We start from the raw sequence: 21,158 nt of genomic DNA, 5'->3' as shown, positions 1-21,158 counted from the left end.
GGAGGATCAGGTCAGTGGTCGTCCTCGCCGGGGTCGTCTCCGGGCTTCTCCTCATCGGCTGCAAAGGGCAGGCCCTCCAACTCCTCAGCGGGAACATCGTCTGAGAGGAGTGTCAGGGACGGGCCTGACGTTCGGGTTGTTGCGCCATCTGGCTGAGGCTGATCCGCCACTGCGTCGTTCGCCTCGATGAACAGGCGCACGGTCGTGCGGATCGCCTCGCGCTGCGGTCCGGTGAGTCGTGCCGCGTCAGCGCCGAGCTCGAACGGCTGGCCGAGCCCAGGTAGCCCCGCCGCTTGACGGACCCGCGCCGGCTGGACGTGGAAGACCGCTGCGAACGCCTCGATGACGTCCTGCCCGGGTGCTCCATGCTTCCCCGAGAGGTAGCGGCTGGCTGTTGCGTTCGAGAGCTTGTGTCCACGCTTCTCGGCCTCCTCGCTGATGCGGCGAGTCGACCAGCCATCTCGGTTCAGGCTGTTGAGGTAGTCGCTCAGTCCGCTCATGGGGAAACCTTCGAGGTCAGGGGCAGGTCGGGGCAAGTCTACGCATGCACCCGGCGTGCATGAATCTCACGCGTGTAATTCCTGGTCACGCAGGTCCGGGAAGAAAGTTCGCCCCATGACTTGCACTATCGGGTGCACGGGGTCTACTGTTACAGCATCACGTAACGCCGACACCAAGAAGGAGGTGCACATGAACTACAACGAGACCCGCCGGGTGCTCACCGCCCGCCCCAAGCCGGGCGCGATCGAGATGGCAATGCGGTTCAACCACATCGAGACGAAGGCACAGCTCGCCCGAGCCACCGGCGTTTCCAAGGGCACGATCGGGAACCTCCTCAACGGGACACGGGGAACGTTCAACCCCGAGACCGCCGCGGACATCGCGAAGGGCCTCCGGGTGCCTACGGACACTCTTTTCACGCTCGAACCGCTACATGTTCCAGTAGCGCGCACCGCCTGACCAGCAGTCCCCCGCAGCATCCCCCGTTCGTTGGTTCGCCGACGACGCAGACACCCCAAGGGAGAAGCATGTCCACCACCGGATTTGAGAAGCGCATCGCCTCCGAGGTCCCCGACCTGTCCCGCGGCCAGGTGAAGAAGCTCGCCGCCCGTCTCTCGAAGCGCGCCGCCGTGATGCAGGAGGAGTTCGACTTCTACGCCGCCCTCCGCGTGCTGGGCATCAGCACTGACCCCACCGCCGTCCAGGCGATCAAGAACATGGAGGCCCACGCATGACCGCCCTGACCCCGTTCCAGTACGGCGCCCACGAGGTGCGCACCCTCTCCGTCGACGATGAGCCGTGGTTCGTTCTCGCGGACCTCTGCCGGATCCTCGACATCTCGAACGCGCGCAACGTGGCCTCGCGCCTCGCGGACGACATGAAGGGTGTCCGTTCGGTGGACACCCCCGGCGGTGTGCAGCAGATGACAACCGTCTCCGAGGCCGGCATGTACTCGGTCGTGATGCGGTCCGACAAGCCGCAGTCGGAGCCGTTCCGGCGATGGGTCACTTCGGATGTGCTCCCCGCGATCCGGAAGCACGGCGGCTACCTCACCCCGGCCGCTGTCGAGGAGGCCCTCGCAGACCCGGACACGATCATCCGGCTCGCGACGTCCCTCAAGGAGGAGCGCGCCGCCCGCGCCGAGCTCGAGGCCCAGCGCACCGCCGACGCCCCCAAGGTCCTGTTCGCGGACGCGGTCTCCACCTCTCAGTCCACGATCCTCGTCGGCGACCTCGCGAAGATCCTCCGCGGCAACGGCGTCGACATCGGCGCGACCCGTCTGTTCGCGGTGCTCCGCGAGACCGGGTACCTGATCAACCGCAAGGGCACGGACTGGAACTCCCCCACGCAGAAGGCGATGGACCTCGGGCTGTTCCGGATCAAGGAGACCGCGGTGACGCACTCCGACGGTCACGTGACCGTGAACAAGACCCCGAAGGTGACCGGGAAGGGGCAGACCTACTTCGTGGAGCGGTTCTTGTCCGGTCGCATCCCTGCCGCTGCCTGACCCTCTCATCCCTCTGGCTCCGTCGTGATCGGCGGGGCCTTTCTCGTGCCCGAGGAGGCATCGATGACCACGTACCTGACCACTGCGGAGGTGGCGGAGCGGCTCAAGCTCAAGCCCGCCACGATCTCCGACTACTGCAAGCGGCGCGTGCTCCCGGGAGCTTTCCGGGCCCGGAAGGGCAGCCCGTGGCGGATCCCCGAGGATGCGCTCGATGCGCTCGCCCCGGACCCGGAGTTGCTGCTCCCGCCGAGGAACGCACGGTCCGCATCCCAGCAAGGCAGGAGGCGTGCCGCATGAACGCGAAGCCGACCCCAATCCATCCCCCCACCGGGCTCGCCCAGCACGAGGCGGAAGCCCGTCGCCGGATCGTCGAGACACTCCTCCCCCACTTCACGGAAGTTGACGAGCTGCTCGAGGTCGCGGAGTGGGTCTATCTCGGACCGGAGGACAAGGCATGAGCGTGCTCGTCGCGGTCCTGGATGCGGTGTCCGACGTGGTCGGTCTGGTCGTGGTGTTGGGCGCTGGGGCGGCGTGTGTGCTCCTGCTCCCGTCGGCGTGGGGGTGGAAGTGACTCGCACCCCTGACTCCAACAACCCGCTCGCCCCGGTCCTGCTCCGCCGTGAGCGGCGCACTGGCAGAACGTACGCGGATCCGACAGGCAGTGACGCGACTGGGGCCGTGAACAAGACCGACAAGGAAGGCGTGATCGCGAGAGCGCGCGCCGCACGAAGAGAAGCATTGGAGAGGAAGTCGTGAACTACACGAAGAAGACCGCCGCCGCTGAAGCATTCCTGACCGGGCGCGGCATCGCTGAGGAGGACGTGCTCGGTCTCGATGTCGCGAAGGACAGTGTCCGCCTCCACATCTACGGGGCCCCGCTGTCGGGCGTCACGTGGGAGACGAAGCGGGTGGGCGGGTCCGACCACCATCACGCCGACGTCGTCCAGGACGGTGTCGTGCTGCACCTCGTGACCGTGACCCTTGCGGCGGTGGCGGCGTGAGGACGGAGCAGCGGCAGGAGTTCCTGCGTGACGTCCAGGTGCGGGAGGAGGACGCGGCCGCGGTGCGGCGGCTCCTCACCCGGCACGGAGCCGAAGACCTCATGACCATGATCGGAGTTGAACCGTGAACCTCAAGACCCGTCAGCCCACGGGCAAGCCCCCGTGGCCGCACCTGCTCATCGCCGGAGCGTCGAAGGCAGGCAAGACGTACGCGTGCGCCGAGGCTTCCGCGTCCGAGCTCGTCGACCGCACCTACTGGCTCGGGATCGGTGAGCCCGACCCTGATATGTACGGCGCGATCCCCGGCGCATCATTCGAGATCGTCGAGCATGACGGCTCGTGGCGCGGCATCGGCCAGGCCCTCGCGGCGATCAACGCGCAGGGCCCGTCCCTGCTCGTCGTTGATTCGATGACCCGTCTCTGGGACCTGCTCAAGGACGAGGCGCAGGCGGAAGCGTCCGCTCGTGCGCGTCGGAAGAACAAGGGCAACCCGGACGAGGCCCGTATCGACATGGACCTGTGGAACAGGGCGAAGGAGCGTCACGCAGCTGTCGTCACCACGATCCAGCAGCACGACGGCCCGGTCCTGATGACGGCCCGACTCGACGTGGTCACGGCCATGGATGACCGGGGCCAGCCGACGAAGGAGAAGGACCTCAAGATCCAGACGGAGAAGAACCTGCCGTACGAGGTCGACGGGGTCGTGCTGATGCCGGAGCGGGGCCGGGCCCGGATCGATGGGCTCCGCTCGATGGTGTGGCAGATCAGCCAGCCGACCGACATGCCGGGCTTCACGGTCGATGGGCTGTGGAGGCGGCTGGGGCTCGGGGAGACCGAGACTGCGCCGGCGAAGCATCGGGAGGTGCGGGGGGCGGAGTCGACCACGGACCAGTCCCCCGCCGACCGGGCCCGGGATGACCTGCGGATCGCGCTGGGTGGCGACAACGCCCGGATGCTCGCCGCTGTGGAGCGGTTCTCTGCCATGACGGGCGGGGACCAGCTCAAGACCAGTACGGACGATCAGGCCATCCGGGACCTGATCGAAGCGATGAAGGAGGAGACCCATGCTGCTGCGTGACATCAACCTGCGGTACGCCGCGCTCAAGCTGATCGCGGACATCGTCGCCGACGCGATGAAGGCCGAGAAGGCGGAGCACCTCGAGGCGCTCGAAGCGTCGGCGGAAGACAGTGGCGCGAAGTCGTGGAACGTCACCTTCGACGGGGAGAAGGTCGCCGCGGTGACTCTCGCTCAGCGTGCGGGTGGTCCGAAGATCCTCGACGAGGACGCGGTCATCGGCACGATCGAGGACGCTCACCCGGACATGGTCGAGACCGTGACCCGGCTCAAGCCGTGGGCGGCGAAGGAGATCCTCGCGTCGATCGTGGACGTGACGGACGACGGTGGGATCACGCGGGACGGGGAGATCATTCCCGGCATCGTGGACGTGCCCGCCGGCGCTCCGTACCAGTCGCTCCGCTGGGATGCGAAGAACGATGGCAAGGACGTGGTCGCTGATGCGATCCGGTCGGGTGCGCTCCGTGAGCTTCTCGCGGACACGGGCCTGCCGATGCTCGACGCGCAGAGGGCCGACGCATGAGCGGCTTCCCGCAGTACGCCAGGTCCACCGACCCGGAGGTCATCGCCGCGATCGAGCGGAATGCCGAACACGAGGCCGAGTTCCGTAAGAAGGTCGCCGCCCTCTGCGAGAAGTGGACGGGGGACCCCGGCAACGGATGGATCAACCGTGGTAGCGGAGGGTCATCGTTCATCGGGCTCCGCATGACCCGGGAGCAGGTAGAGGCCGCGCCCGGCCAGTGGAAGAAGCCGGGACGGAGCGGCGAGCGTCGCCCGTACAAGTCCAACCCCATCGCCCCCGAGTTCTCGATCCGTGCGAAACACGAGACAGTGCCGGGCCGACCTGACCTGCTGTGGGGAGAGAACTGGATGGGCGCGGGTGCACTGTTCGTCCATGACGGTGCGGCATGGTCCGGTGTCGGGTTCGTGCCGAACAACCCCGCGGACGACCGGTGGGCCGAAGTCCTCGCCTCCGAGTTCCACGCCGCGAAGGAGGCCGTCAAGGCGGCGCAGGAGGCGCAACCGTGAGCACGACGGACATCGTCCTCGAGCTGTCGAGGATCGGCCGCGAGCTCGACGAGCTGTCCCGCAAGATCGAGCGTCTCGACCATGCCGCTGTCATCGCCTGGTCGGAGCACCGGAAGGCGTACGCGACCGCGTACGTGAACGGTGAGGGGTCGATCAAGGACCGGGAGCAGGCGGCGGTCCTCGCGGTCGAGTCGCTGAGGCTCGAGGCGGAGGTCGCCGACCAGCTCCATCGCGCCTCTCGTGAACGGATCCGCGTCCTGCGGGACCGCTTGGAGATCGGCAGGAGTCTGGGGGCCGCGATGCGTTCCCAGTTCGCGGCAGAAGCGACGGGCCAGACGACGTGACCCGCCGCAAGACCGGCCCGGACCGGGCGACTGTCGACCTGGTCCGGGCCCGCGACGGCGACCAGTGCCGCCGCTGCCGCCGGGAGTATCAGCAGATCCACCACCGCAAGCCTCGCGGCATGGGCGGGACACGGGATCCGCTGATTAACTCCCCCGCCAACCTCGTGTGCGTCTGTCAGGACTGCCACCACTGGATCGAGACACACCGGACCGTTGCGCTCCGCGACGGCTGGCTCGTCTCGAAGTGGACCGACCATCCCGAGTCGGTCCCGATCATCATCAACCACCTGCCCGTCTGGCTCTCGCCGGACGGGCTCGCTCATCCCCAGAAGGAGAACACGCATGCCTGATGCAGTCGTCACGATCGAGGGCGGGGTCCCGTGGGATCCCCGCTACTCCGCCACCCAGAACGGCACCAGCGTGGGGAACCTGGCGGTCCTCGCCGGACGCTCCCGCCCACTCGACGGCGGTGGATGGGAGGAGATCACGAAGACGCAGTACGAGTGCACGTTCTGGCGCGAGCACCACGACCTCCTTGCCGCCCTGCACCCGGAGAAGGGGTCGCAGGTGATCGTGACGGGCACGGTCGAGGGCGTCGACAAGTTCACGACCCGTGATGGGAACGAGTTCCTGTCGGTGAAGGTGAACGCGACGGGGCTGAAGGTGAAGCCGCCGAAGGAGCAGCGTCGCCAGGGCGGTGGTGCCCCGCAGGGTGGTGGCTACGGCCAGGCCCAGGGCGCACCGCAGGGCGGGTACGGCAACGCTCCGCAGGGTGGTGCACCGCAGGGTGGCGGGTACGACGACCCGCCCTTCTGATGATCTGACAAGAAGTAACGCATGACCGAGGCCTCGCCACATGGCGGGGCCTTTCTCATGCCGCCCGGCACTGGCAACGCGACGTTCGAGACGTCAGCCGCGGCGCTCCCCCACCGAAAGGAACCCCCATGTCATTCACCCCACTGTCCAAGCCGTCCCGCCGCGCAGGCTCAACCCTCCCGATGATCACCATCGGCCACGCCCAACAGAACCGGCAGACATACCTCGCGCTCAACACCACGGCGCGCCGCACCCTCGGCGACCCGAAAGCCGTGACCCTCGCCTGGGATCCAGAGAACCTGCTCCTCCTCGTCTCTGCCGCGTCACCGAACGATCCCGACAGTTACGGCATCACGGAGTCGTCGGGCCGCTGCTCGGTCACCGCGATCATGCGGGACCTCGGCCTGACCCCGGCGGAGGCGCACGCGATGCCGGCCAGGAAGCACGGTCCGACGGGGCTGGTCGTGGATGTGTCGGGGATCCGTACCCGCTCCATCAGGAGGGCGGCATGAGCTGCTCCCACTACGCCTGCACCCGGGCCGTGTACCTGCATGGCGTGTGTATGGATCACGTGATCTCGACGCTCGAGGCGGGGCGTCGCGCTTCGCAGCATGCGCCGCATGAGCGTCTCGCCCGTCTCGTCTCAGAGATGAGGTCGGCGTGATGTGCACCGATCAATCCAAGACATTCGCCGCGATCTGCGGACTCACCTTCGCGTGCAACCGGCACGCACTCGATTACCTGCTCCGGAAGGCTGACCGATGAGCATCTACTACCAGGACGAGAACGTCCTCCTCCTGCACGGTGACGGGATCAGGGACGAGCCCGGTGGCGGGGCCGACGCGCACCGCGAATGGCTCAACGCTGACGTGCTCGTGACGGACCCTCCCTACGGGATCAGCTACAACTCGGGCTCACGCCGAGAGAACCTAGCGGCGTCGATCCTCGGCGACGAGACCACGGAAATGCGCGAGCTCGCACTCAACCTTTGGGACGAGCGGCCCGCCCTCGTGTTCGGAACCTGGCGGATCCCCCGCCCGTTCGACACTCGCGCTCTGCTCGTGTGGGACACAAAGGGGGCGCTCGGGATGGGTGACCTGTCAATCCCGTGGAAGCCCTCACACCAGGAGGTCTACGTGCTCGGGCAGGGGTTCGCCGGAAAGCGGACCACGGACGTGCTCACGTACGCCCCAGTGCAGTCCATGTCCCGAGGTGGCCGTGTCCATCCGCACCAGAAACCGATCCCGCTCATGCGGGACCTGATCGCGAAGTGCCCACCCGGGGTGATCGCGGATCCGTTCGCCGGTTCCGGATCCACTCTCGTCGCGGCGAAGCTTCTCGGCCGAAAGGCGGTCGGAGTGGAGCTCGACGAGGCGTACTGCGAGCTCATCGCAAAGCGTCTCGATCAGGGCGTGCTGGACCTCGGAGGTATCGCGTGATGTGTCCGCACCTCGTGTTCGGGCTGTACCCCTGCACTCGTCCGGTCGGGCATTTCCCGCGCCTCCCGCACCTCGCGGGATTCACCGACAGGAGAACGACATGAACAGGAGCGCCGCGCAGCAGGCCGCAACCCGGGCCGCGCAGGCCAGCAACCGAGCACGCACCGACGCCAGGATCGACGAGCTGGAGTTCCTCGTCGAGGGAGGCGAAGCCCTGGAGTCTGCGATCGCCCGTCTCGGGTGGACTGCGAGCGCCGCGGCACGCGCCCTGTTCCGGCGTCAGCACCGGTACGCCCGTGAGGCGGAACGGATCGCCTGGGCGCGGAGGGCCGAGTGATGGACGGACAGGTGACGATCTTCGACGAGCTGGCACGGCAGGACCGTGAAGCAGCCGTCGCCACTGCCGAGGCTGGGGGCCCGCTGGTCGCGTACCGGTACCGCTACCGGCATGGGCAGTTGATCCCTGGCGAGTCCTGCCCCGCTTGCGGGCACGTCTTCCCTGGCCGGTACGACGGCTCTCAGAACCACCACCTCATGACCGACGCGATCTGCATCGGCATGGACCTGACCCGCAATCACCTGTCGCATGCGCTCCGTGATGGGGCCGATCTCGACCAGTGCCGGGAGCGTGCGCTCCGTGCTGGCTGGTCCGTGGCACAGGTCGATGCGTGGATCGCGGACCCGACAACCATCTTCGACGCCTTGGAGGCGATGTCATGACCCCTCTGCCCGATCTCGCGACCTATCAGGATCCGGAGGTTCTGACGCCGCCGGATGAGCCGGACGACTGCCCGGACTGTGGCCGGCGCTTCTGCCCGTCCTGGTGCCGTCCCTCGTTCGTGTCGCCGTATCTGGCGGCGCGGTCCCGTGCCCGTGTCGAGAACGGAGACCCCGAATCATGAGCGACCACACCATCGTCTACGACCTGCAGTACCCCGGGAACGGGGAGCTCGAGTGCCACGCCGCCCCGGACTCGATCTGTCACGCCGTCTTCGACTGCGACTGCGGGGCCTACTACGGCTTCCACGTCATCGACGGGGTGCCGCACCACTACGACACCTACGAGGACGGCTTCACGGTCCGCGCGCACCACGTCGGACGGTTCGACCCCGACGAGTGTGCGCTCATCCCCTGGCACGAGAACAGCGAGGAAGACGTGTCCGGGACCGTGCGCGTCACGGTCGAGCCGGACTGGCACGAGGACTACGTCGAGCTCAAGGCCGTCTCCGCCGAGCTCGCCAACCCCACCACCCGATCCCCCGAAGGAGCAACATCATGACCCGCCAACTCTCCGAGCAGATGAGTGCCGTTGCGCGCCGCGTCTCTGGCCCGCCCGAATGGATCGACGCCCCCGCCGTTCAGGCATGGCACCGGAGCGACGGTCGAACCGAGCACGACGGCACGCCGGGGAAGCCGCGCATCTGGTCCCCCGACTACGGGACGACCGAGCGCTGGTCCACCCCGTCCCTGCGGAACGTGCACTGGTCGGATCTGGTGGACGTGGTCCCGCTGACCGCTCCTGCCGGGTCCTACACCCGCACCGCCGAGGACTGGAAGGCCCGCGCCATCGACGCCGAGAAGGAGCGGGACCGTCTCGCCACTGTCCTGGCGACGACGGCACGGCAGCGGGACGAGGCCGACAAGCGCAACGCCCGCCCTCTCACCGTGACCGACGAGATGGTCGAGCGGGCGCTCGACGTGGCAGACCGCTATGACGGCGTGGCCATCAACTCGCGCATCATGCGCGTGGCCCTCACCGCCGCGCTCACCGAGCCCACCGAGGACCCGGAGGTCGTCGCGCTGGCGGACGTGCTGGGCGACTTCGCTGTGGCCGACGAGCACAACGGCACCCGGGACGACATGCAGCTCGCACGTCTACTCCACAGGCGCGGCGTCCGTGCCGTCACCGAGGAGCAGCCGTGAAGCGGTCCCCGTTCAAGGCGTACGTGCGCAAGGGCGATCACGGCCTCTGGTACTGCCTCGCCCTCACGCACTACGGGACCGAGGTCCGGCAGGTCTCGGCCCCCCGCCCCACCTACGCCGAGGCTCTCGCGCACGCCCTGCACGAAGTCGGCCTCACCCCCACCAACCCCGAGGAGCAGTCATGAACGACGAGACCGAGTCCCTGGCCGAAGACATCAGCAGATGGGACGACACCATCGCCACAGACGGCCCGTGCGACGCCACCTGGGACTCTCTGGCCGAGTTCCTGACCGGGCGTGGCTGGACGCGTCATCCGTCCGCCCGGGCCGTGGGGAGGGACGCACGATGAACGACGACGGCAAGCCCTACTGCCGCCCGACGAGACGAGGAGAAGCGATGAGCAGCCGCCCGAAGTGCCCGACGGACTGTGGGTGCATCTGCCACGACTGGCCGGGCCATCCCGCCATGCACCTCCCCGGCATGAAGGGCTGCCCCGGGAAGCACGGCTACGTCATGAACGACCGAGACGAGTGGATCAAGGAGAAGCGATGACCGACACCGACGCGCTGACCGAGCGCATCGCACGAACCGCGCATCATCACGACGAGGTCGAGACCCACGCCAGGCCGCGAGCATGGGAGGACGAGCACCCGGAGCGACGAGGCGAGTATCTGGCCCTCGCAGACGCCCTCCTCACCATCGTGGCCGAAGAGGTGCGCAAGGCACAGGCAGACGCATGGGACGAGGGGTACGGGGACTGTTGGACCTACCACCAGTCAGAGGGCATGAAGGGCACCGAGCGCAACCCCTACCGCGCCACCGACATCGAGACGGAGGACTGACCATGGCCGAACGCGGCTTCAAGTACGACGAGCTGGCCGAGGCCGACGACGCGACTGTAGAGCGGTCCCGTCCCAACCTGCACGCGGCCCCGTGCGGACATGGCGTCTGGGTGTCCGCCCTGGATGGCGCGGTCTACGAGGGCCACGGCGGGAACGAGCGAGAGCAGTGGTCCCTGCACCAGCGCGGTCCCTGGGTCCGGCTCACCGACGAGGACTTCCTGTCCAGCACCCACCGTGAGGTACTCGCCCGGGCGGAGCATCGCGCTGCCCGTGCCGAGGCTCAGTCCGCGATCCGGGGCCGTGCTGTTGCGATCCACCGGAAGCGCACGCAGGAGGCGGAGGCCGACGGCGAGAAGCGCGGCGATCTGATCCTCCGCGCCCTCGCCACGTCGGACACCTGGCAGAAGCGCGCCAAGTCTGCCGAAGCGCGGATCAAGGCCGTGCGAGACATGCTCGACCGGCCCGCCGATGACACCGAGGGCATGGACTCAATCAGTGCCCACTACGCGAACGGCTACGAGATCGCCCTACAGGACATCCGCCGCGCCCTGGACGGTGACGCGTGACCGGGTGCGCCGAGTGCGACGACCAGAACGTCATGGACCCGCGCACGCTCCACCACGCGGCACGGGACCTACACCGGGCATGGCACGAACTAGTGCGCCCGGTCGAACAGGCCCTAACCGCGCGGCTGATCGAACCACTCACCCGCGCACTGGAAGGATGAGGACATGAGACTCGAGCAGCTAGGCACCGAACACGTCGGTCACCGAATCAGGATCCGCACAGCCGGAGGAACCGCAACCGGTGTCCTGACGGACATCCGCAGAGCCGTCAACCTTCACGAACAGCAGGGACATGGTGGCGACGCGGCGTTCACGGAAAGAACTTGGGTGACGCTCTGGATCGACGACACCCGCTTGGAACCGCTCGAAGGCTGGTCGGTCGACGTCGACATCCTGGACTAGACCAGCACCTCACCCATTCCGCAGCCCCGTCACCGTCCTGGTGGCGGGGCTTTCTCATGCCCAGGAAGGACACCACCGTGACCGAGGACCGCCTCGCCCTCCGACTCAAGAACATCCGCGACCAAGCCGACCGCGCGATCCGCGACGGCCAGCAACTCGACCCCCGACAGATCCGCTCCATGACCCTCGGAGAGCGCGCATGAGCCGCACCCGCGCCTCCGCCCGCGCAGCCGGCGCCCGCTTCGAACGCCAGATCGCTGACTGGCTCGCCGAGCACCTCGACGACCGGATCGACCGCCGCGTGAAGACCGGTGCGAAGGACCGCGGCGACATCGGCGGGATCCGCCACCGAGGCGAGCGTGTCGTCCTCGAGCTCAAGGACACCGCCCGCCTCGACCTCCCCGGCTGGATCCGTGAGGCCCACCTCGAGGCAGGGAACGACGACGCCGCGATCGGGGTCGTGGTCCACAAGCGCCGCGGCACCGCGGACCCGGCCCAGCAGTGGGTCGCGATGACCGTCGCCGATCTCGCATGGCTCCTCGGAGCCGACCACCCCACCTACGACGAATGAACAGGAGGCACCCATGTGGGTGAAAGTCGACGACCGACTCCCCTCGTCCCGGAAGGTGCTGCGCATCCCCCGCACGGCACGCCCGGCGGCGATGGGCCTGTGGGTCATGACGGCCGCCTGGTCCAGCCGCGACGGCACCGACGGGTGGATCCCCGCCTACGTGATCGAGGAGCACGGCGGCGAGATCGAGCACGCCGAGGCGCTCGTCGCCGCCGGTCTGTGGGACCACGATGACCGCGACGGGGAGGACGGCTACCAGTTCGTGAAGTGGGCCGAGTATCAGCCGACGCAGTCCGAGATCGACGAGCGACGCCGCATCGAACGGGAGCGTAAGGCCGAGCAGCGCCGCAACAAGGGCGGCAAGTTCGCTGGTCAGGACGAGTCCCACGAGAGTCCCACGGATGTCCCACGAGAAAACCGTGGGACACCACGGAAGTCCCACGGAAGTCCCACGGTCCCCGTCCCGTCCCGTCCCGACCCGTCCCCCTCTCCTACGGAGAGAGAGGCGCCCAAGCGCGCCCGCGCACTCCCCGACGACTGGACCCCGACCGAGGAGCACCGGGCCCTCGCTGCCCAGCGTGGCGTCGACTGCGACGCCGAAGCCGGGGCGATGCGGGACTGGGCCACCGACAAGGGCGCGACGGGCAAGGACTGGGACGCCCGGTTCCGGAACTGGCTCCGCCGCGCCGAACCGCCCCGAGGCAGTCAACAACGACCGAACCGCGAGGTCGCTTCCCGCGACTCGCTCGTGCAAGCGCACTTCGACATGCAACAGATGGGAGCACCCTGATGAACGACCCCACCCCGATCGGATCCGCCCTCGACACCATCGCCCAGCCCGCCACCGAGATCGTCACCGCCCCTGACGGAACCCGCGCCGCGATCCAGTGGCAGGGCACCGCCGTCACCGGCGAGTGGATCACCGCCTACGTCGAGTCGCTGATCCTCGCCCGCCTCGTGGAGCAGTGGCAGCCCCGCACCGGCACTACCGAGCAGCAGGACAAGGTCCGCCACGCGAACCGTGACCGGCTGATGCTTTGGCACCAGGCTCTCGCCGGCCTCCCCCGTGAGGGGCTCGAGGCTGCACGGGAGTACTTCGTCCGCCAGGGACCGCGGACGGAGCGTTGGTTCCTCCGCCCGTCGGACGTGTCGTCGTGGGTCCGTGCGCGTGCGGCCCGGAAGATCCCCGTCGGGAAGGAGTGCGGGTCGCATCCGGATCAGTGGGCGCATGACTGCCGGAAGTGCTCGACGCCCCTCTCCCCGGGTGAGGCGAAGGCCCGCATCGCGCAGATCCGGGCAGAGCTCGCACGACGGAAGGAGACCCCGTGAGCAATTGGCGAGACCTCATGACGCCGGAGGCCAAGTCGCGCGCGCAGGCCGTGCTCGACGACTGGCGCGAGAACCCCGTCCAGGGATCGGAGCCGGAGCCTGTGCCACCGGACGAGTGCACCAGCCCGGCGCACAGCCGAGAGTTCGGTCCATGCACGGACGTCGGGCAGTGCCGATGCGGGATGCCCGTCGCAGCCCTCCGCCCCCGCGGCGAGACGTACGGCTTCCACGCCGACGACTGCGCCTCCGAGGAGCGGCACTACGGCGCGTGCGACCCCGGCGGCACCGGCCACCCCGTCGGCCTGGTCCGTGGGTACTGGCGAGGTATGGAAGACGACATCGCCGCCGCCCGAGCACGGCACGGCACCTACACGAGCAAGGAAGAGGACTGGGACCTATGAGCACCCGAACCGTCTACGTTCCCCGCCTGATCGAGTCCGCCGAGCAGGCCGAAGCACTGCCAGAGGGGACCGTACTCATCCGCGAGGAGCACTTCGCATTCCAGAAGCACGCGGGCCAATTCGTGAGCGCCGACCCTCACGACCTTCCCACCGGAGCCGCATGGGAAGTCGTGGGCTGGACGGCTCTCGTGCCCGTCGAAGCCGAGGAGGAGTTCAGCGACAAGGTGGTCTCCGCTGTCGCCAACGAACTGCGGCACAGGATCCTCCCCGACAGCCTCGAAGGCGTCGTTCGCGAGGTCCTTTCCGCTCGCCACCTCGTCACCCCCTGGGAGGAAGCATGACCTCGTTCGAACTCATCGGCACCATGCGAGACCGCCTCGAGAACATCCGCCAGTGGCGCGGGCAGCTGACCGACGTCATGCTCACCATCACCAGCCACGGCCCGGACCTCACCGGCATCCGCGGCACCACCGACCGGATCCCCGGCGGCGACGCCCTCGCCATGCTCGGACCCTGGGCGCCGGACGCCGACCACGGTGACGACCTCCCCCACCCCGACCAGGTCCTCCGGGAGTGGCGGGAGACCATTACCGAGGACACCCATCGCGGGTCGTGGGAGGAGTGCTGGCGCTGGCACTGGGACCAGACTCAGCGGATCCTCGAGTCGCCCTGGGCCGAGGAGTGGCAACAAGACCTCACCGCCCTGTGGTGGCGTCTCGCCCGCCTCACCGGCAACGCCCCAAAGGACGACGTACCGACGATGGCGGACGCGGAGGAGATCCAACGCCACGCCGCAGCCGTCCCCGACCACACGATGCTCACCCTCCGCGAAGCGGACCGGTTCGCTCCCGGCATCGAGAACCGCGTCAAGCGGGACCGCAACGCCGAACGGGACCGTGCCCGCCGGCAGCATCGCGACCCCGACTACCGGTGCGACCCCGAGGGCAAGTACTGGTGCGTCCAGGACCTCCGCGCACACTACGGCTTCCCGGTACTCGCATCCGTCCCCGTCATCGTGTAACCTTCCGACTGAGGCACCAGTGTCTCTACAGCCAGGCCGCTACCCATCACCGGGTGAGCGGCCTTTCTCATGTCCAAGACCGGGCACCGACGACGCTTCCCGAGAGCGTGTCCCCCGGCACCCCGATCGGCGGTCGAGGCACACGGCGCACACGACAGCCTCCCGACCCGCGCACCGGAAGAGCACCCGAGAGGGCGAACCGGCCGCGCACGCCCGGCAGGGACCACCGGAGAGAAACCCGACCCCCTGCCGGGCCACACACCACGGGCACAGCCCACCCACCCCGCCCCCGTACCGACGCGACCGGCACGGGCAGGCGGGGACCAATACCCCATGGAAGGCACCCCGTCGTGCCGACCTCATGGAAGACCGAACGAAAACGCCCCCGGGCGGTGCTACCAACACCGACTCCGAGGGCTCACCCACCAACTCGATGAAAGCGAGAGGTGCGCTGCGATGCAGACTACCGCCCTGAACCCGAAGCGGGGAATTGCCCCCGCTCTCGATGCGCCCAGTGAAGTCACCGACGCTCTGCTGGATGTCTACGCATCGTGGCCGGAGAGGTTCCGCTCGAAGGTCCATATGGATGCCGGATGCTGGGAATGGCTTCGGAGCCGCCAGCGGAACGGCTACGGCCGGTACGGGCTCGGGCCGCGCGGCGCGGGATGGGCGGTTGCTCATCGCGTCGCGTACGAGCTGACGTACGGCGAGATCCCCGAGGGCCTGGTCCTCGATCACCTGTGCGGGAACGCCGGGTGCGTCCGCCCCGACCACCTTGAGGCTGTCGCCCAGGTCGAGAACGTCAACCGCGGCGCGGCTTCCAACGCCTCAGGCGTGTGCCGAGCTGGGAAGCACCAGTGGGTCCCCCAGAACATCATCGTCGAGACGAGCGGCGCGCGTCGGTGTAGGCCATGCAGAGACGACCGTGAGCGCGAGTACAGGCCGCACTACAAGGCAGGGAAGGGAGCACGTCATGGCACAGCGATGCTCCGCAACGGCTAAGTCGACCGGCAAGCCCTGCGGGCGCTGGGCGATCGATGGCGGGTCGACCTGCCCGATGCACGGCTCGTCGGCCCCGCAAGTGAAGGCGAAGGCCGCGCAGCGCGTCGCGGAGGAGAAGGCGGCAGCGAAGATGCGCCTGTTCGCCGCCCCTGTCGACATTGACCCCGCGAACGCGCTCCTCGAGCTGGTGCAGTGGACTGCGGGTGAGGTCCGGTACTGGCGTGCCGAGGTCGCTCGCATCGCCGAGGCTGAGGCCGAGAAACTGACGTGGTCCCAGACCTCCCACGAGGAGGGGACCACGCCCGGCGCGGAAGGTGGCTACTTCGACAAGGACGTCACCGAGGCTGTCCCCCACGTCGCGTACCGGATGCTGACCGATGCGCAGGACCGTCTCGCGAAGTACGCCGCCGCCGCGCTCCGTGCCGGCGTCGAAGAGCGTCGCGTCCGTCTCGCCGAAGACCAGGGTGCCGCCGTCGCTGGGGTCATCCGGAAGATCCTCGAACGTCTCGACCTCCTCGAGTGGCAGGCCGAGATGGTGTCGACCATCGTCCCCGAGGAGTTGCGGGCACTGACTGCGGGGGTGTGACGTGACGGTCCTGGATTGGGCCGAAGCTGCCGCGAAGCTGTTCGAGCCGTCCCCGTCGGCGAAGTACCTCCGCGACCCGGCGATGTGGGCGACGGACAAGCTCGGCGTTCATCTCTGGTCCAAGCAGCGGGCGATCTTCGAGTCCGTCACCCAGAACCGCCGCACCGCGGTGAAGTCCTGCCACGGTGCCGGCAAGTCGTTCTCCGCTGGCGCTCTCGCGGCATGGTGGATCGACACCCACCCACCGGGTGAAGCGATCGTCGTCAGTACGGCACCGACCTACAAGCAGGTCCACGCCGTGCTGTGGGAGGAGATCCGGAAGCAGCACCGCAAGGGCGGTCTCGACGGTACCGTCACCCTCGACGACGAGTGGAAGATCGGCGACATCCTCGTCGGCATGGGCCGCAAGCCCGCCGACCACGACGCGCACGGCTTCCAGGGCATCCACCGACGGTATGTTCTCGTCCTCCTCGACGAAGCGTGCGGCATTCCCGCCCCGCTGTGGGACGCGGTCGAGGCGATCACCACGAACGATGATGCGCGGATCCTCGCGATCGGGAACCCGGACGACCCGAACACCCAGTTCGGGGCAGTGTGCGGGCCGGGCTCCGGCTGGGAAGTGCTGCAGATCAGCTCGTTCGACACCCCGAACCTCAGCGGTGAATGGGTGCCGGACTATATGCGGCCCCTCCTCCCCTCTACCGAGTGGGTCGAGGACGCACGCAAGCGCTGGGGTGAGGACTCCCCCGTCTACAAGGCGAAGGTGCTCGGCGAGTTCCCTGACGCGTCGGAGAACACGCTGATCCGGCCGGAGTGGATCCTCGCCGCCCAGCAGCGCACGCTGCCGATGGTCGGTGAGCGGACCCTCGGCGTGGACGTCGCCCGGTACGGCACAGACCAGACCGTCATCATCGCCCGCGCCGGCGACCACGCCCGCGTGCACGACACCTGGCAGGGCCAGGCCACCACAGCGACCACCGGGCAGGTGATCCACGCGCAGGCAGCGCACATCGCCGACGCGATCAACGTCGACGGTGTCGGCGTCGGTGGCGGTGTCGTCGACCAACTGCAGGAGCAGGGGTATCCGGTGCAGGACATGCAGGCCGGGTCCGGCGCCCGCGACACGGGGAAGTTCGCCAACGCCCGCGCTGAATGGTTCTGGGGTTTGCGTGAACGGTTCGAGCAGGGCGACATCGACATCGACCCGAACGATGACGAGCTCGCGACCCAGCTCGGCCAGATCCGGTTCGAGTACACCTCCCGCGGGCAGATCAAGATCGAATCGAAGGACGACATGCTCCAGCGTGGCGTCGACTCCCCTGACCGTGCCGACGCGCTCGCCCTCGCGTACGCGATCCCGAAGAACTACCGGGCCCCGTCCCGTATCCACTGAGAGGAGCCGCAATGCCCGTTGCTGACGTCCTCGAGGCAGTGCAGGACCACATCGACCGTGCAGGCGACTACGACCTGTACCGGGACTATGAGGAAGGCCGGCACAAGTACCCGTACGCGTCGACCGCGTTCGTGAACTCGTTCGCGTGGATCCTCAAGGCCGCGCGCGCGAACGCCTGCTACACCGTCCGCTCGAACTTCACGGACCTGGTGCAGATCGAGGCATGGTCCGGTGCCGGCGCGAAGCAGGCACAGACCCTCGCGGACACCACCGATCTCGACATGGTAATCGACCTGGCCGTGTCGGAGTCGTGGCGGTGCGGTGACGCGTACATCCTCGCCTGGCCCGGGAAGGACGGCACTCGCCGCCCCTGGTACCACCGCGCCGATCAGGCAGGGTTCCGTGTCGACCCCGAGGACCCGTCGACCATCGAGGTCGCCTGGAAGATCTGGGTCGATGCGGGCGGGCGCGGGCGCGTGAACCTCTACTACGCGGACCGTCTGGAACGCTGGGCGACGCTCGGCGTGATCCGGGTGGGCAAGGACCAGCCCATCACGTGGGATGGTGCGAAGCAGGAGAACGCGTGGGGCCCGTACGACGACGACGGCGAGCCCGAGATCCAGCCTCACGACTTCGGGCGCGTCCCGTGGATCCACGTCCCGTTCGACCCGCAGACGCAGGGCGGTCGGGGCCGGTCGATCCTCCGTGATGTGGTCCCGCTGCAGGACGGCCTGAACCATGCCGTGCATGCGGTCGTCGTGAACACGGAGCAGTACGCTGCGCCTCTGCGTGCCCTCCTCGGGTATGTCGCCGCGAAGGAGCTCGACCCGACCACGGGCCGGCAGAAGCAGGTCGAGTTCAAGATGGACCCGACCCGGAAGAGCATCTATGCGTTCGAGGGCGAGAGCAACCAGCTGGTGCAGCTCGACCCGCCCGCATCGGAGAACATCCTCTCGGTGAAGCGCGACTGGCACTCCGACATCGCGAACACCGTCGGTGTGCCGGTCTCCGACGTCGTCCCGGATCTGGGGAACATCCCCTCGGGTGCCGCGCTTCGTGTCCTCGCCGCTCGTCGTACCGCGACCGTCCGGTCGTACACGCGCGCGATCCGTGGCCGCATCGGGGATCTGATGGGGATGCTCGGCGTTCCCGATGCTCTCCCGGAGTTCATCGACCCCGCCCCGACGGACGACACCGAGCAGTGGGCGCTCGCGGAGATCCGCGACCGTCTCGGGTTCCCCCTCGGGGAGAACCTCCGCGCCATGGGTTGGGATCAGGAGGACATCGACCTGGTCCTCGGTGCGGTGTCTAGTGAGGAGGTGGCTGTCGGGCGTGCTGCACGCGTCGCTTACGAGCAGGGCCAGTCGACAACCGCCCTCTCGGATGCGTCGGACGTGAAGTCCCGCGCTGACGCGATGGGCGTGCTGATCCGTGCCGGCGTCGACCCGGAGGACGCGGCCGAGAAGGCTGGTCTCGATGTCGACTTCACCGGCGCGGTCCCGACGTCGCTCCGCCTCCCTGAGGCTGAGGCTGGGAGGCTCGAGGCGACGTGACGATCAACCGGGACGTCCTCGCGATCGATGAGGAGCTGGATCGTCTCCTCGCGTCCGGCCTCGACGAGCACGAGGCGGTCCTCGTCGCCGCATTCGCTGATGTCCTCCGCGTGACCCGCGGGGAGGCTGAGGCGATCGCGGCGGCGATGGTGCAGGCCGCTGAGGAGGGCCGCTCGGTCGCGGGCCTCGCGGTCCGGAACGAAAGGGTCGCCCGCGCGCTCTCAGCGATCCAGGAAGCGATCCAGCAGGCACTCGCTGGCAGTCTCGCCCGCGTCCCGATGACCATCGCCCAGGACGTGCAGGCAGCTTCCGTGGGGGCGCGGGACATGATCGGCGCGCAGCTGACCGGGGTCGCCCGTGCTGAGCTCCGAGCGAGCGTGGTCGCCGCGTCCCCGGACCAGATTGCCGCGATCGTTGAGCGTTCCACGCAACGGATCGTCTCCCAGTCGATGCCGCTCGCCGCCGACGTGGAACGCGTGATGCGGCAGGAGCTGCGTCGCGGGGTCGCGGTCGGCGAGAACCCCCGCCAGGTCGCGCGCCGCATGGTGCGCGCCCTCGAGGATGCGTCGGACCTGTCCCTGTCCCGGGCGATGACCATCGCGAGGACGGAGCAGATCGACGCGCACCGTGCCGCCGGCAAGGCGACCGAGGACGGGAACACGGACGTCCTCGAGGGGTGGGAGTGGATCTGCCACGCCGACGAGCGGCTCTGCCCCGCGTGCCTGTCGATGCACGGGGAACGGTTCCCCACCGATCAGCCGGGCCCGGAAGGGCACCCGAACTGCCGGTGCGGCCGGGTCCCGGTCACGAAGTCGTGGGCCGAGCTCGGGTTCTCCGGGATGCGGGAGCGGAAGCCTGCCGGCGAGTCCCGGGAGGACATTCTCGCGGACATGTCCGAGGAGGATCTGCGCCGCATGCTCGGACCCCGCGGATACACCGCATGGAAGGCCGGGGACTACCCGGTATCGAAGTGGGCGGTGAAGCGGGACAACGCCGACTGGCGCCCGTCCTACCAGGTGCGCAGGCCTCCGTCTGGCTCTTCCTGATCTGGGGTTGCTGTGAGCAGCCCTCTGCAGTGGCGGCACCGGTAGTCCCGCCACAGTCCCCACGCGTCCAGATGGGCGCTGATCATCGCCCAATCGTGGCCCGGGCATTCGCCGGGGCCGTCGTTGGCGTCATCAAGTCCACCCATTGCGGGCCTTCCTCGCACATGGGTTCCACCATACGGCTCGCGCGATGCGGGCCACTACCCCGAGGAGGAAGCCGAGATGGCCGACACCACCACGCAGGATGCACAGCAGGCCCAGGAGCAGGCGACCGAGGCCGAGGTGGAGCAGACCTCCACCGAAGCCACGGAGAACACGCAGGAAGCCGCCCAGGACGACCAGGGCAAGGGCTCCAAGTCCGCGGTCCTCGCCGACCTCGCGACCGAGCGCGACAAGCGTCAAGCCGCCGAGACCCTCGCCCAGGAGAACGACGCGAAGCTGACCGCCGTCCTGACCGCTCTCGGCCTCAAGACCGACAGCACCGACGAGGTCGACCCCGCACAGCTCGCGACCGACCTCAAGGCCAAGGATGCCGAGCTCGCCGTCCTCCGCGCCGGCAACGGCATCGCCGACGTCGACGCCCTCCTCGACTCCCGAGCGTTCACCAACACGCTCGGCACCATCGACCCCTCGGACCGTGACGCCGTGAAGGCCCACATCGCCGAGTACGTGACCGCGAACCCCAGGTTCGCCGTCGCAACCCAGAAGGCCCAGGGCGTGCGTGATGCCGCCGCGGGGACCGAACGCCAGTCCGCTCACGAGGGTGACTGGATCCGCAACGCAGCACGCAAGAACTGACCGGAAGGAACCA

At 68.5% G+C, this 21,158-nt stretch carries 40 protein-coding genes; 39 read left to right on the top strand and 1 reads right to left on the bottom strand.

Going from position 1 to position 21,158, the window contains the following annotated elements; genetic code table 11:
* Positions 1–11: 11 nt before the first annotated feature.
* Positions 12–500 (bottom strand): hypothetical protein, encoded by a 489-nt coding sequence (locus VF289_RS01350; protein ID WP_330880326.1) that lies wholly within the window; start codon positions 498–500, stop codon positions 12–14.
* A gap of 190 nt (positions 501–690) precedes the next feature.
* Between VF289_RS01350 and VF289_RS01345 the strand changes: the two genes are divergently transcribed.
* The 39 genes from VF289_RS01345 to VF289_RS01155 all read left to right on the top strand — a co-directional run bounded on the left by VF289_RS01345 (position 691) and on the right by VF289_RS01155 (position 21,145).
* Positions 691–960 (top strand): helix-turn-helix transcriptional regulator, encoded by a 270-nt coding sequence (locus VF289_RS01345; RefSeq protein WP_330880323.1) that lies wholly within the window; start codon positions 691–693, stop codon positions 958–960.
* A gap of 68 nt (positions 961–1,028) precedes the next feature.
* Positions 1,029–1,235 carry a hypothetical protein gene (locus VF289_RS01340; protein WP_330880321.1) on the top strand — a complete coding sequence of 69 codons (207 nt, stop codon included), beginning with the start codon at positions 1,029–1,031 and terminating at the stop codon, positions 1,233–1,235.
* Complete coding sequence (locus tag VF289_RS01335) at positions 1,232–2,008, top strand: phage antirepressor (RefSeq protein WP_330880319.1); 777 nt, start codon at positions 1,232–1,234, stop codon at positions 2,006–2,008. The genes VF289_RS01340 and VF289_RS01335 overlap by 4 nt, the downstream gene beginning before the upstream one ends.
* A gap of 63 nt (positions 2,009–2,071) precedes the next feature.
* On the top strand, positions 2,072–2,305 hold the full coding sequence (locus tag VF289_RS01330; protein ID WP_330880317.1) for a helix-turn-helix domain-containing protein: 234 nt from the start codon (positions 2,072–2,074) through the stop codon (positions 2,303–2,305).
* The gene (locus VF289_RS01325) at positions 2,302–2,466 is read left to right on the top strand and encodes a hypothetical protein (protein ID WP_330880315.1); all 165 of its coding nucleotides are present in this window, start codon (positions 2,302–2,304) and stop codon (positions 2,464–2,466) included. Before VF289_RS01330 ends, VF289_RS01325 begins: the two co-directional genes overlap by 4 nt.
* Before the next feature lie 294 nt (positions 2,467–2,760).
* Entirely contained in the window at positions 2,761–3,009 is a 249-nt protein-coding gene (locus VF289_RS01320) for a hypothetical protein (protein WP_330880313.1), read from the top strand.
* The gene (locus VF289_RS01315; protein ID WP_330880311.1) at positions 3,006–3,137 is read left to right on the top strand and encodes a hypothetical protein; all 132 of its coding nucleotides are present in this window, start codon (positions 3,006–3,008) and stop codon (positions 3,135–3,137) included. The genes VF289_RS01320 and VF289_RS01315 overlap by 4 nt, the downstream gene beginning before the upstream one ends.
* On the top strand, positions 3,134–4,087 hold the full coding sequence (locus tag VF289_RS01310; RefSeq protein ID WP_330880309.1) for an AAA family ATPase: 954 nt from the start codon (positions 3,134–3,136) through the stop codon (positions 4,085–4,087). Before VF289_RS01315 ends, VF289_RS01310 begins: the two co-directional genes overlap by 4 nt.
* Positions 4,074–4,607 carry a hypothetical protein gene (locus VF289_RS01305; RefSeq protein ID WP_330880306.1) on the top strand — a complete coding sequence of 178 codons (534 nt, stop codon included), beginning with the start codon at positions 4,074–4,076 and terminating at the stop codon, positions 4,605–4,607. Before VF289_RS01310 ends, VF289_RS01305 begins: the two co-directional genes overlap by 14 nt.
* The gene (locus tag VF289_RS01300; RefSeq protein ID WP_330880304.1) at positions 4,604–5,113 is read left to right on the top strand and encodes a hypothetical protein; all 510 of its coding nucleotides are present in this window, start codon (positions 4,604–4,606) and stop codon (positions 5,111–5,113) included. The genes VF289_RS01305 and VF289_RS01300 overlap by 4 nt, the downstream gene beginning before the upstream one ends.
* Positions 5,110–5,457: a hypothetical protein gene (locus VF289_RS01295; RefSeq protein WP_330880302.1), complete on the top strand. Its 348-nt coding sequence runs from the start codon at positions 5,110–5,112 to the stop codon at positions 5,455–5,457. The genes VF289_RS01300 and VF289_RS01295 overlap by 4 nt, the downstream gene beginning before the upstream one ends.
* Positions 5,454–5,807: an HNH endonuclease signature motif containing protein gene (locus VF289_RS01290; RefSeq protein WP_330880300.1), complete on the top strand. Its 354-nt coding sequence runs from the start codon at positions 5,454–5,456 to the stop codon at positions 5,805–5,807. The genes VF289_RS01295 and VF289_RS01290 overlap by 4 nt, the downstream gene beginning before the upstream one ends.
* Complete coding sequence (locus VF289_RS01285) at positions 5,800–6,273, top strand: single-stranded DNA-binding protein (RefSeq protein ID WP_330880299.1); 474 nt, start codon at positions 5,800–5,802, stop codon at positions 6,271–6,273. The genes VF289_RS01290 and VF289_RS01285 overlap by 8 nt, the downstream gene beginning before the upstream one ends.
* A gap of 182 nt (positions 6,274–6,455) precedes the next feature.
* Entirely contained in the window at positions 6,456–6,785 is a 330-nt protein-coding gene (locus tag VF289_RS01280; protein ID WP_330880297.1) for a hypothetical protein, read from the top strand.
* Positions 6,786–7,034: 249 nt separating this feature from the next.
* A complete protein-coding gene (locus tag VF289_RS01275; RefSeq protein WP_330880295.1) occupies positions 7,035–7,712 on the top strand; it encodes a site-specific DNA-methyltransferase in 678 nt (225 codons plus the stop codon).
* A gap of 100 nt (positions 7,713–7,812) precedes the next feature.
* Entirely contained in the window at positions 7,813–8,049 is a 237-nt protein-coding gene (locus VF289_RS01270; RefSeq protein WP_330880293.1) for a hypothetical protein, read from the top strand.
* An 11-nt stretch (positions 8,050–8,060) separates the two neighbouring features.
* Positions 8,061–8,432: a hypothetical protein gene (locus tag VF289_RS01265; RefSeq protein ID WP_330880291.1), complete on the top strand. Its 372-nt coding sequence runs from the start codon at positions 8,061–8,063 to the stop codon at positions 8,430–8,432.
* Complete coding sequence (locus VF289_RS01260; RefSeq protein ID WP_330880289.1) at positions 8,429–8,614, top strand: hypothetical protein; 186 nt, start codon at positions 8,429–8,431, stop codon at positions 8,612–8,614. Before VF289_RS01265 ends, VF289_RS01260 begins: the two co-directional genes overlap by 4 nt.
* A complete protein-coding gene (locus tag VF289_RS01255; protein WP_330880287.1) occupies positions 8,611–8,991 on the top strand; it encodes a hypothetical protein in 381 nt (126 codons plus the stop codon). The genes VF289_RS01260 and VF289_RS01255 overlap by 4 nt, the downstream gene beginning before the upstream one ends.
* Positions 8,988–9,635 (top strand): hypothetical protein, encoded by a 648-nt coding sequence (locus VF289_RS01250; protein WP_330880285.1) that lies wholly within the window; start codon positions 8,988–8,990, stop codon positions 9,633–9,635. The genes VF289_RS01255 and VF289_RS01250 overlap by 4 nt, the downstream gene beginning before the upstream one ends.
* On the top strand, positions 9,632–9,820 hold the full coding sequence (locus VF289_RS01245) for a hypothetical protein (protein ID WP_330880283.1): 189 nt from the start codon (positions 9,632–9,634) through the stop codon (positions 9,818–9,820). Before VF289_RS01250 ends, VF289_RS01245 begins: the two co-directional genes overlap by 4 nt.
* Positions 9,817–9,984: a hypothetical protein gene (locus tag VF289_RS01240; protein ID WP_330880281.1), complete on the top strand. Its 168-nt coding sequence runs from the start codon at positions 9,817–9,819 to the stop codon at positions 9,982–9,984. The genes VF289_RS01245 and VF289_RS01240 overlap by 4 nt, the downstream gene beginning before the upstream one ends.
* A 47-nt stretch (positions 9,985–10,031) precedes the next feature.
* Positions 10,032–10,187 carry a hypothetical protein gene (locus VF289_RS01235; protein WP_330880279.1) on the top strand — a complete coding sequence of 52 codons (156 nt, stop codon included), beginning with the start codon at positions 10,032–10,034 and terminating at the stop codon, positions 10,185–10,187.
* A complete protein-coding gene (locus VF289_RS01230) occupies positions 10,184–10,477 on the top strand; it encodes a hypothetical protein (protein ID WP_330880277.1) in 294 nt (97 codons plus the stop codon). Before VF289_RS01235 ends, VF289_RS01230 begins: the two co-directional genes overlap by 4 nt.
* A 2-nt stretch (positions 10,478–10,479) precedes the next feature.
* A complete protein-coding gene (locus tag VF289_RS01225) occupies positions 10,480–11,043 on the top strand; it encodes a hypothetical protein (RefSeq protein ID WP_330880275.1) in 564 nt (187 codons plus the stop codon).
* Positions 11,044–11,208: 165 nt separating this feature from the next.
* Positions 11,209–11,445 carry a hypothetical protein gene (locus tag VF289_RS01220; RefSeq protein WP_330880273.1) on the top strand — a complete coding sequence of 79 codons (237 nt, stop codon included), beginning with the start codon at positions 11,209–11,211 and terminating at the stop codon, positions 11,443–11,445.
* Between the two features lie 77 nt (positions 11,446–11,522).
* Positions 11,523–11,648, top strand: a complete 126-nt coding sequence (locus VF289_RS01215) for a hypothetical protein (RefSeq protein ID WP_330880271.1) — start codon at positions 11,523–11,525, stop codon at positions 11,646–11,648.
* The gene (locus VF289_RS01210) at positions 11,645–12,016 is read left to right on the top strand and encodes a hypothetical protein (RefSeq protein WP_330880269.1); all 372 of its coding nucleotides are present in this window, start codon (positions 11,645–11,647) and stop codon (positions 12,014–12,016) included. The genes VF289_RS01215 and VF289_RS01210 overlap by 4 nt, the downstream gene beginning before the upstream one ends.
* A 13-nt stretch (positions 12,017–12,029) precedes the next feature.
* Positions 12,030–12,806: a hypothetical protein gene (locus VF289_RS01205; protein ID WP_330880267.1), complete on the top strand. Its 777-nt coding sequence runs from the start codon at positions 12,030–12,032 to the stop codon at positions 12,804–12,806.
* Positions 12,806–13,345, top strand: a complete 540-nt coding sequence (locus VF289_RS01200; RefSeq protein ID WP_330880266.1) for a hypothetical protein — start codon at positions 12,806–12,808, stop codon at positions 13,343–13,345. The genes VF289_RS01205 and VF289_RS01200 overlap by 1 nt, the downstream gene beginning before the upstream one ends.
* Positions 13,342–13,746, top strand: coding sequence for a hypothetical protein (locus tag VF289_RS01195; protein ID WP_330880264.1), 405 nt, complete (start codon positions 13,342–13,344; stop codon positions 13,744–13,746). Before VF289_RS01200 ends, VF289_RS01195 begins: the two co-directional genes overlap by 4 nt.
* Entirely contained in the window at positions 13,743–14,087 is a 345-nt protein-coding gene (locus VF289_RS01190) for a hypothetical protein (protein WP_330880262.1), read from the top strand. Before VF289_RS01195 ends, VF289_RS01190 begins: the two co-directional genes overlap by 4 nt.
* Positions 14,084–14,767 (top strand): hypothetical protein, encoded by a 684-nt coding sequence (locus VF289_RS01185; protein ID WP_330880259.1) that lies wholly within the window; start codon positions 14,084–14,086, stop codon positions 14,765–14,767. The genes VF289_RS01190 and VF289_RS01185 overlap by 4 nt, the downstream gene beginning before the upstream one ends.
* 456 nt (positions 14,768–15,223) lie before the next feature.
* Positions 15,224–15,769: an HNH endonuclease signature motif containing protein gene (locus tag VF289_RS01180; RefSeq protein WP_330880257.1), complete on the top strand. Its 546-nt coding sequence runs from the start codon at positions 15,224–15,226 to the stop codon at positions 15,767–15,769.
* Positions 15,741–16,355, top strand: a complete 615-nt coding sequence (locus VF289_RS01175) for a hypothetical protein (RefSeq protein ID WP_330880255.1) — start codon at positions 15,741–15,743, stop codon at positions 16,353–16,355. The genes VF289_RS01180 and VF289_RS01175 overlap by 29 nt, the downstream gene beginning before the upstream one ends.
* Position 16,356: 1 nt before the next feature.
* Entirely contained in the window at positions 16,357–17,748 is a 1,392-nt protein-coding gene (locus VF289_RS01170; RefSeq protein WP_330880254.1) for a hypothetical protein, read from the top strand.
* An 11-nt stretch (positions 17,749–17,759) separates the two neighbouring features.
* Positions 17,760–19,301 (top strand): phage portal protein, encoded by a 1,542-nt coding sequence (locus VF289_RS01165; RefSeq protein WP_330880252.1) that lies wholly within the window; start codon positions 17,760–17,762, stop codon positions 19,299–19,301.
* Positions 19,298–20,347 (top strand): phage minor head protein, encoded by a 1,050-nt coding sequence (locus tag VF289_RS01160; RefSeq protein WP_330880250.1) that lies wholly within the window; start codon positions 19,298–19,300, stop codon positions 20,345–20,347. The genes VF289_RS01165 and VF289_RS01160 overlap by 4 nt, the downstream gene beginning before the upstream one ends.
* Before the next feature lie 222 nt (positions 20,348–20,569).
* Positions 20,570–21,145 (top strand): hypothetical protein, encoded by a 576-nt coding sequence (locus VF289_RS01155; protein ID WP_330880248.1) that lies wholly within the window; start codon positions 20,570–20,572, stop codon positions 21,143–21,145.
* The last annotated feature ends 13 nt before the right edge of the window (positions 21,146–21,158 follow it).

The sequence above is a fragment of the Brachybacterium sp. genome, from assembly GCF_036379615.1.
Classification (GTDB): domain Bacteria; phylum Actinomycetota; class Actinomycetes; order Actinomycetales; family Dermabacteraceae; genus Brachybacterium.
The sequence above is the reverse complement of the archived record's forward strand: the minus strand, read 5'-3'. Positions and strand labels throughout refer to the sequence as shown.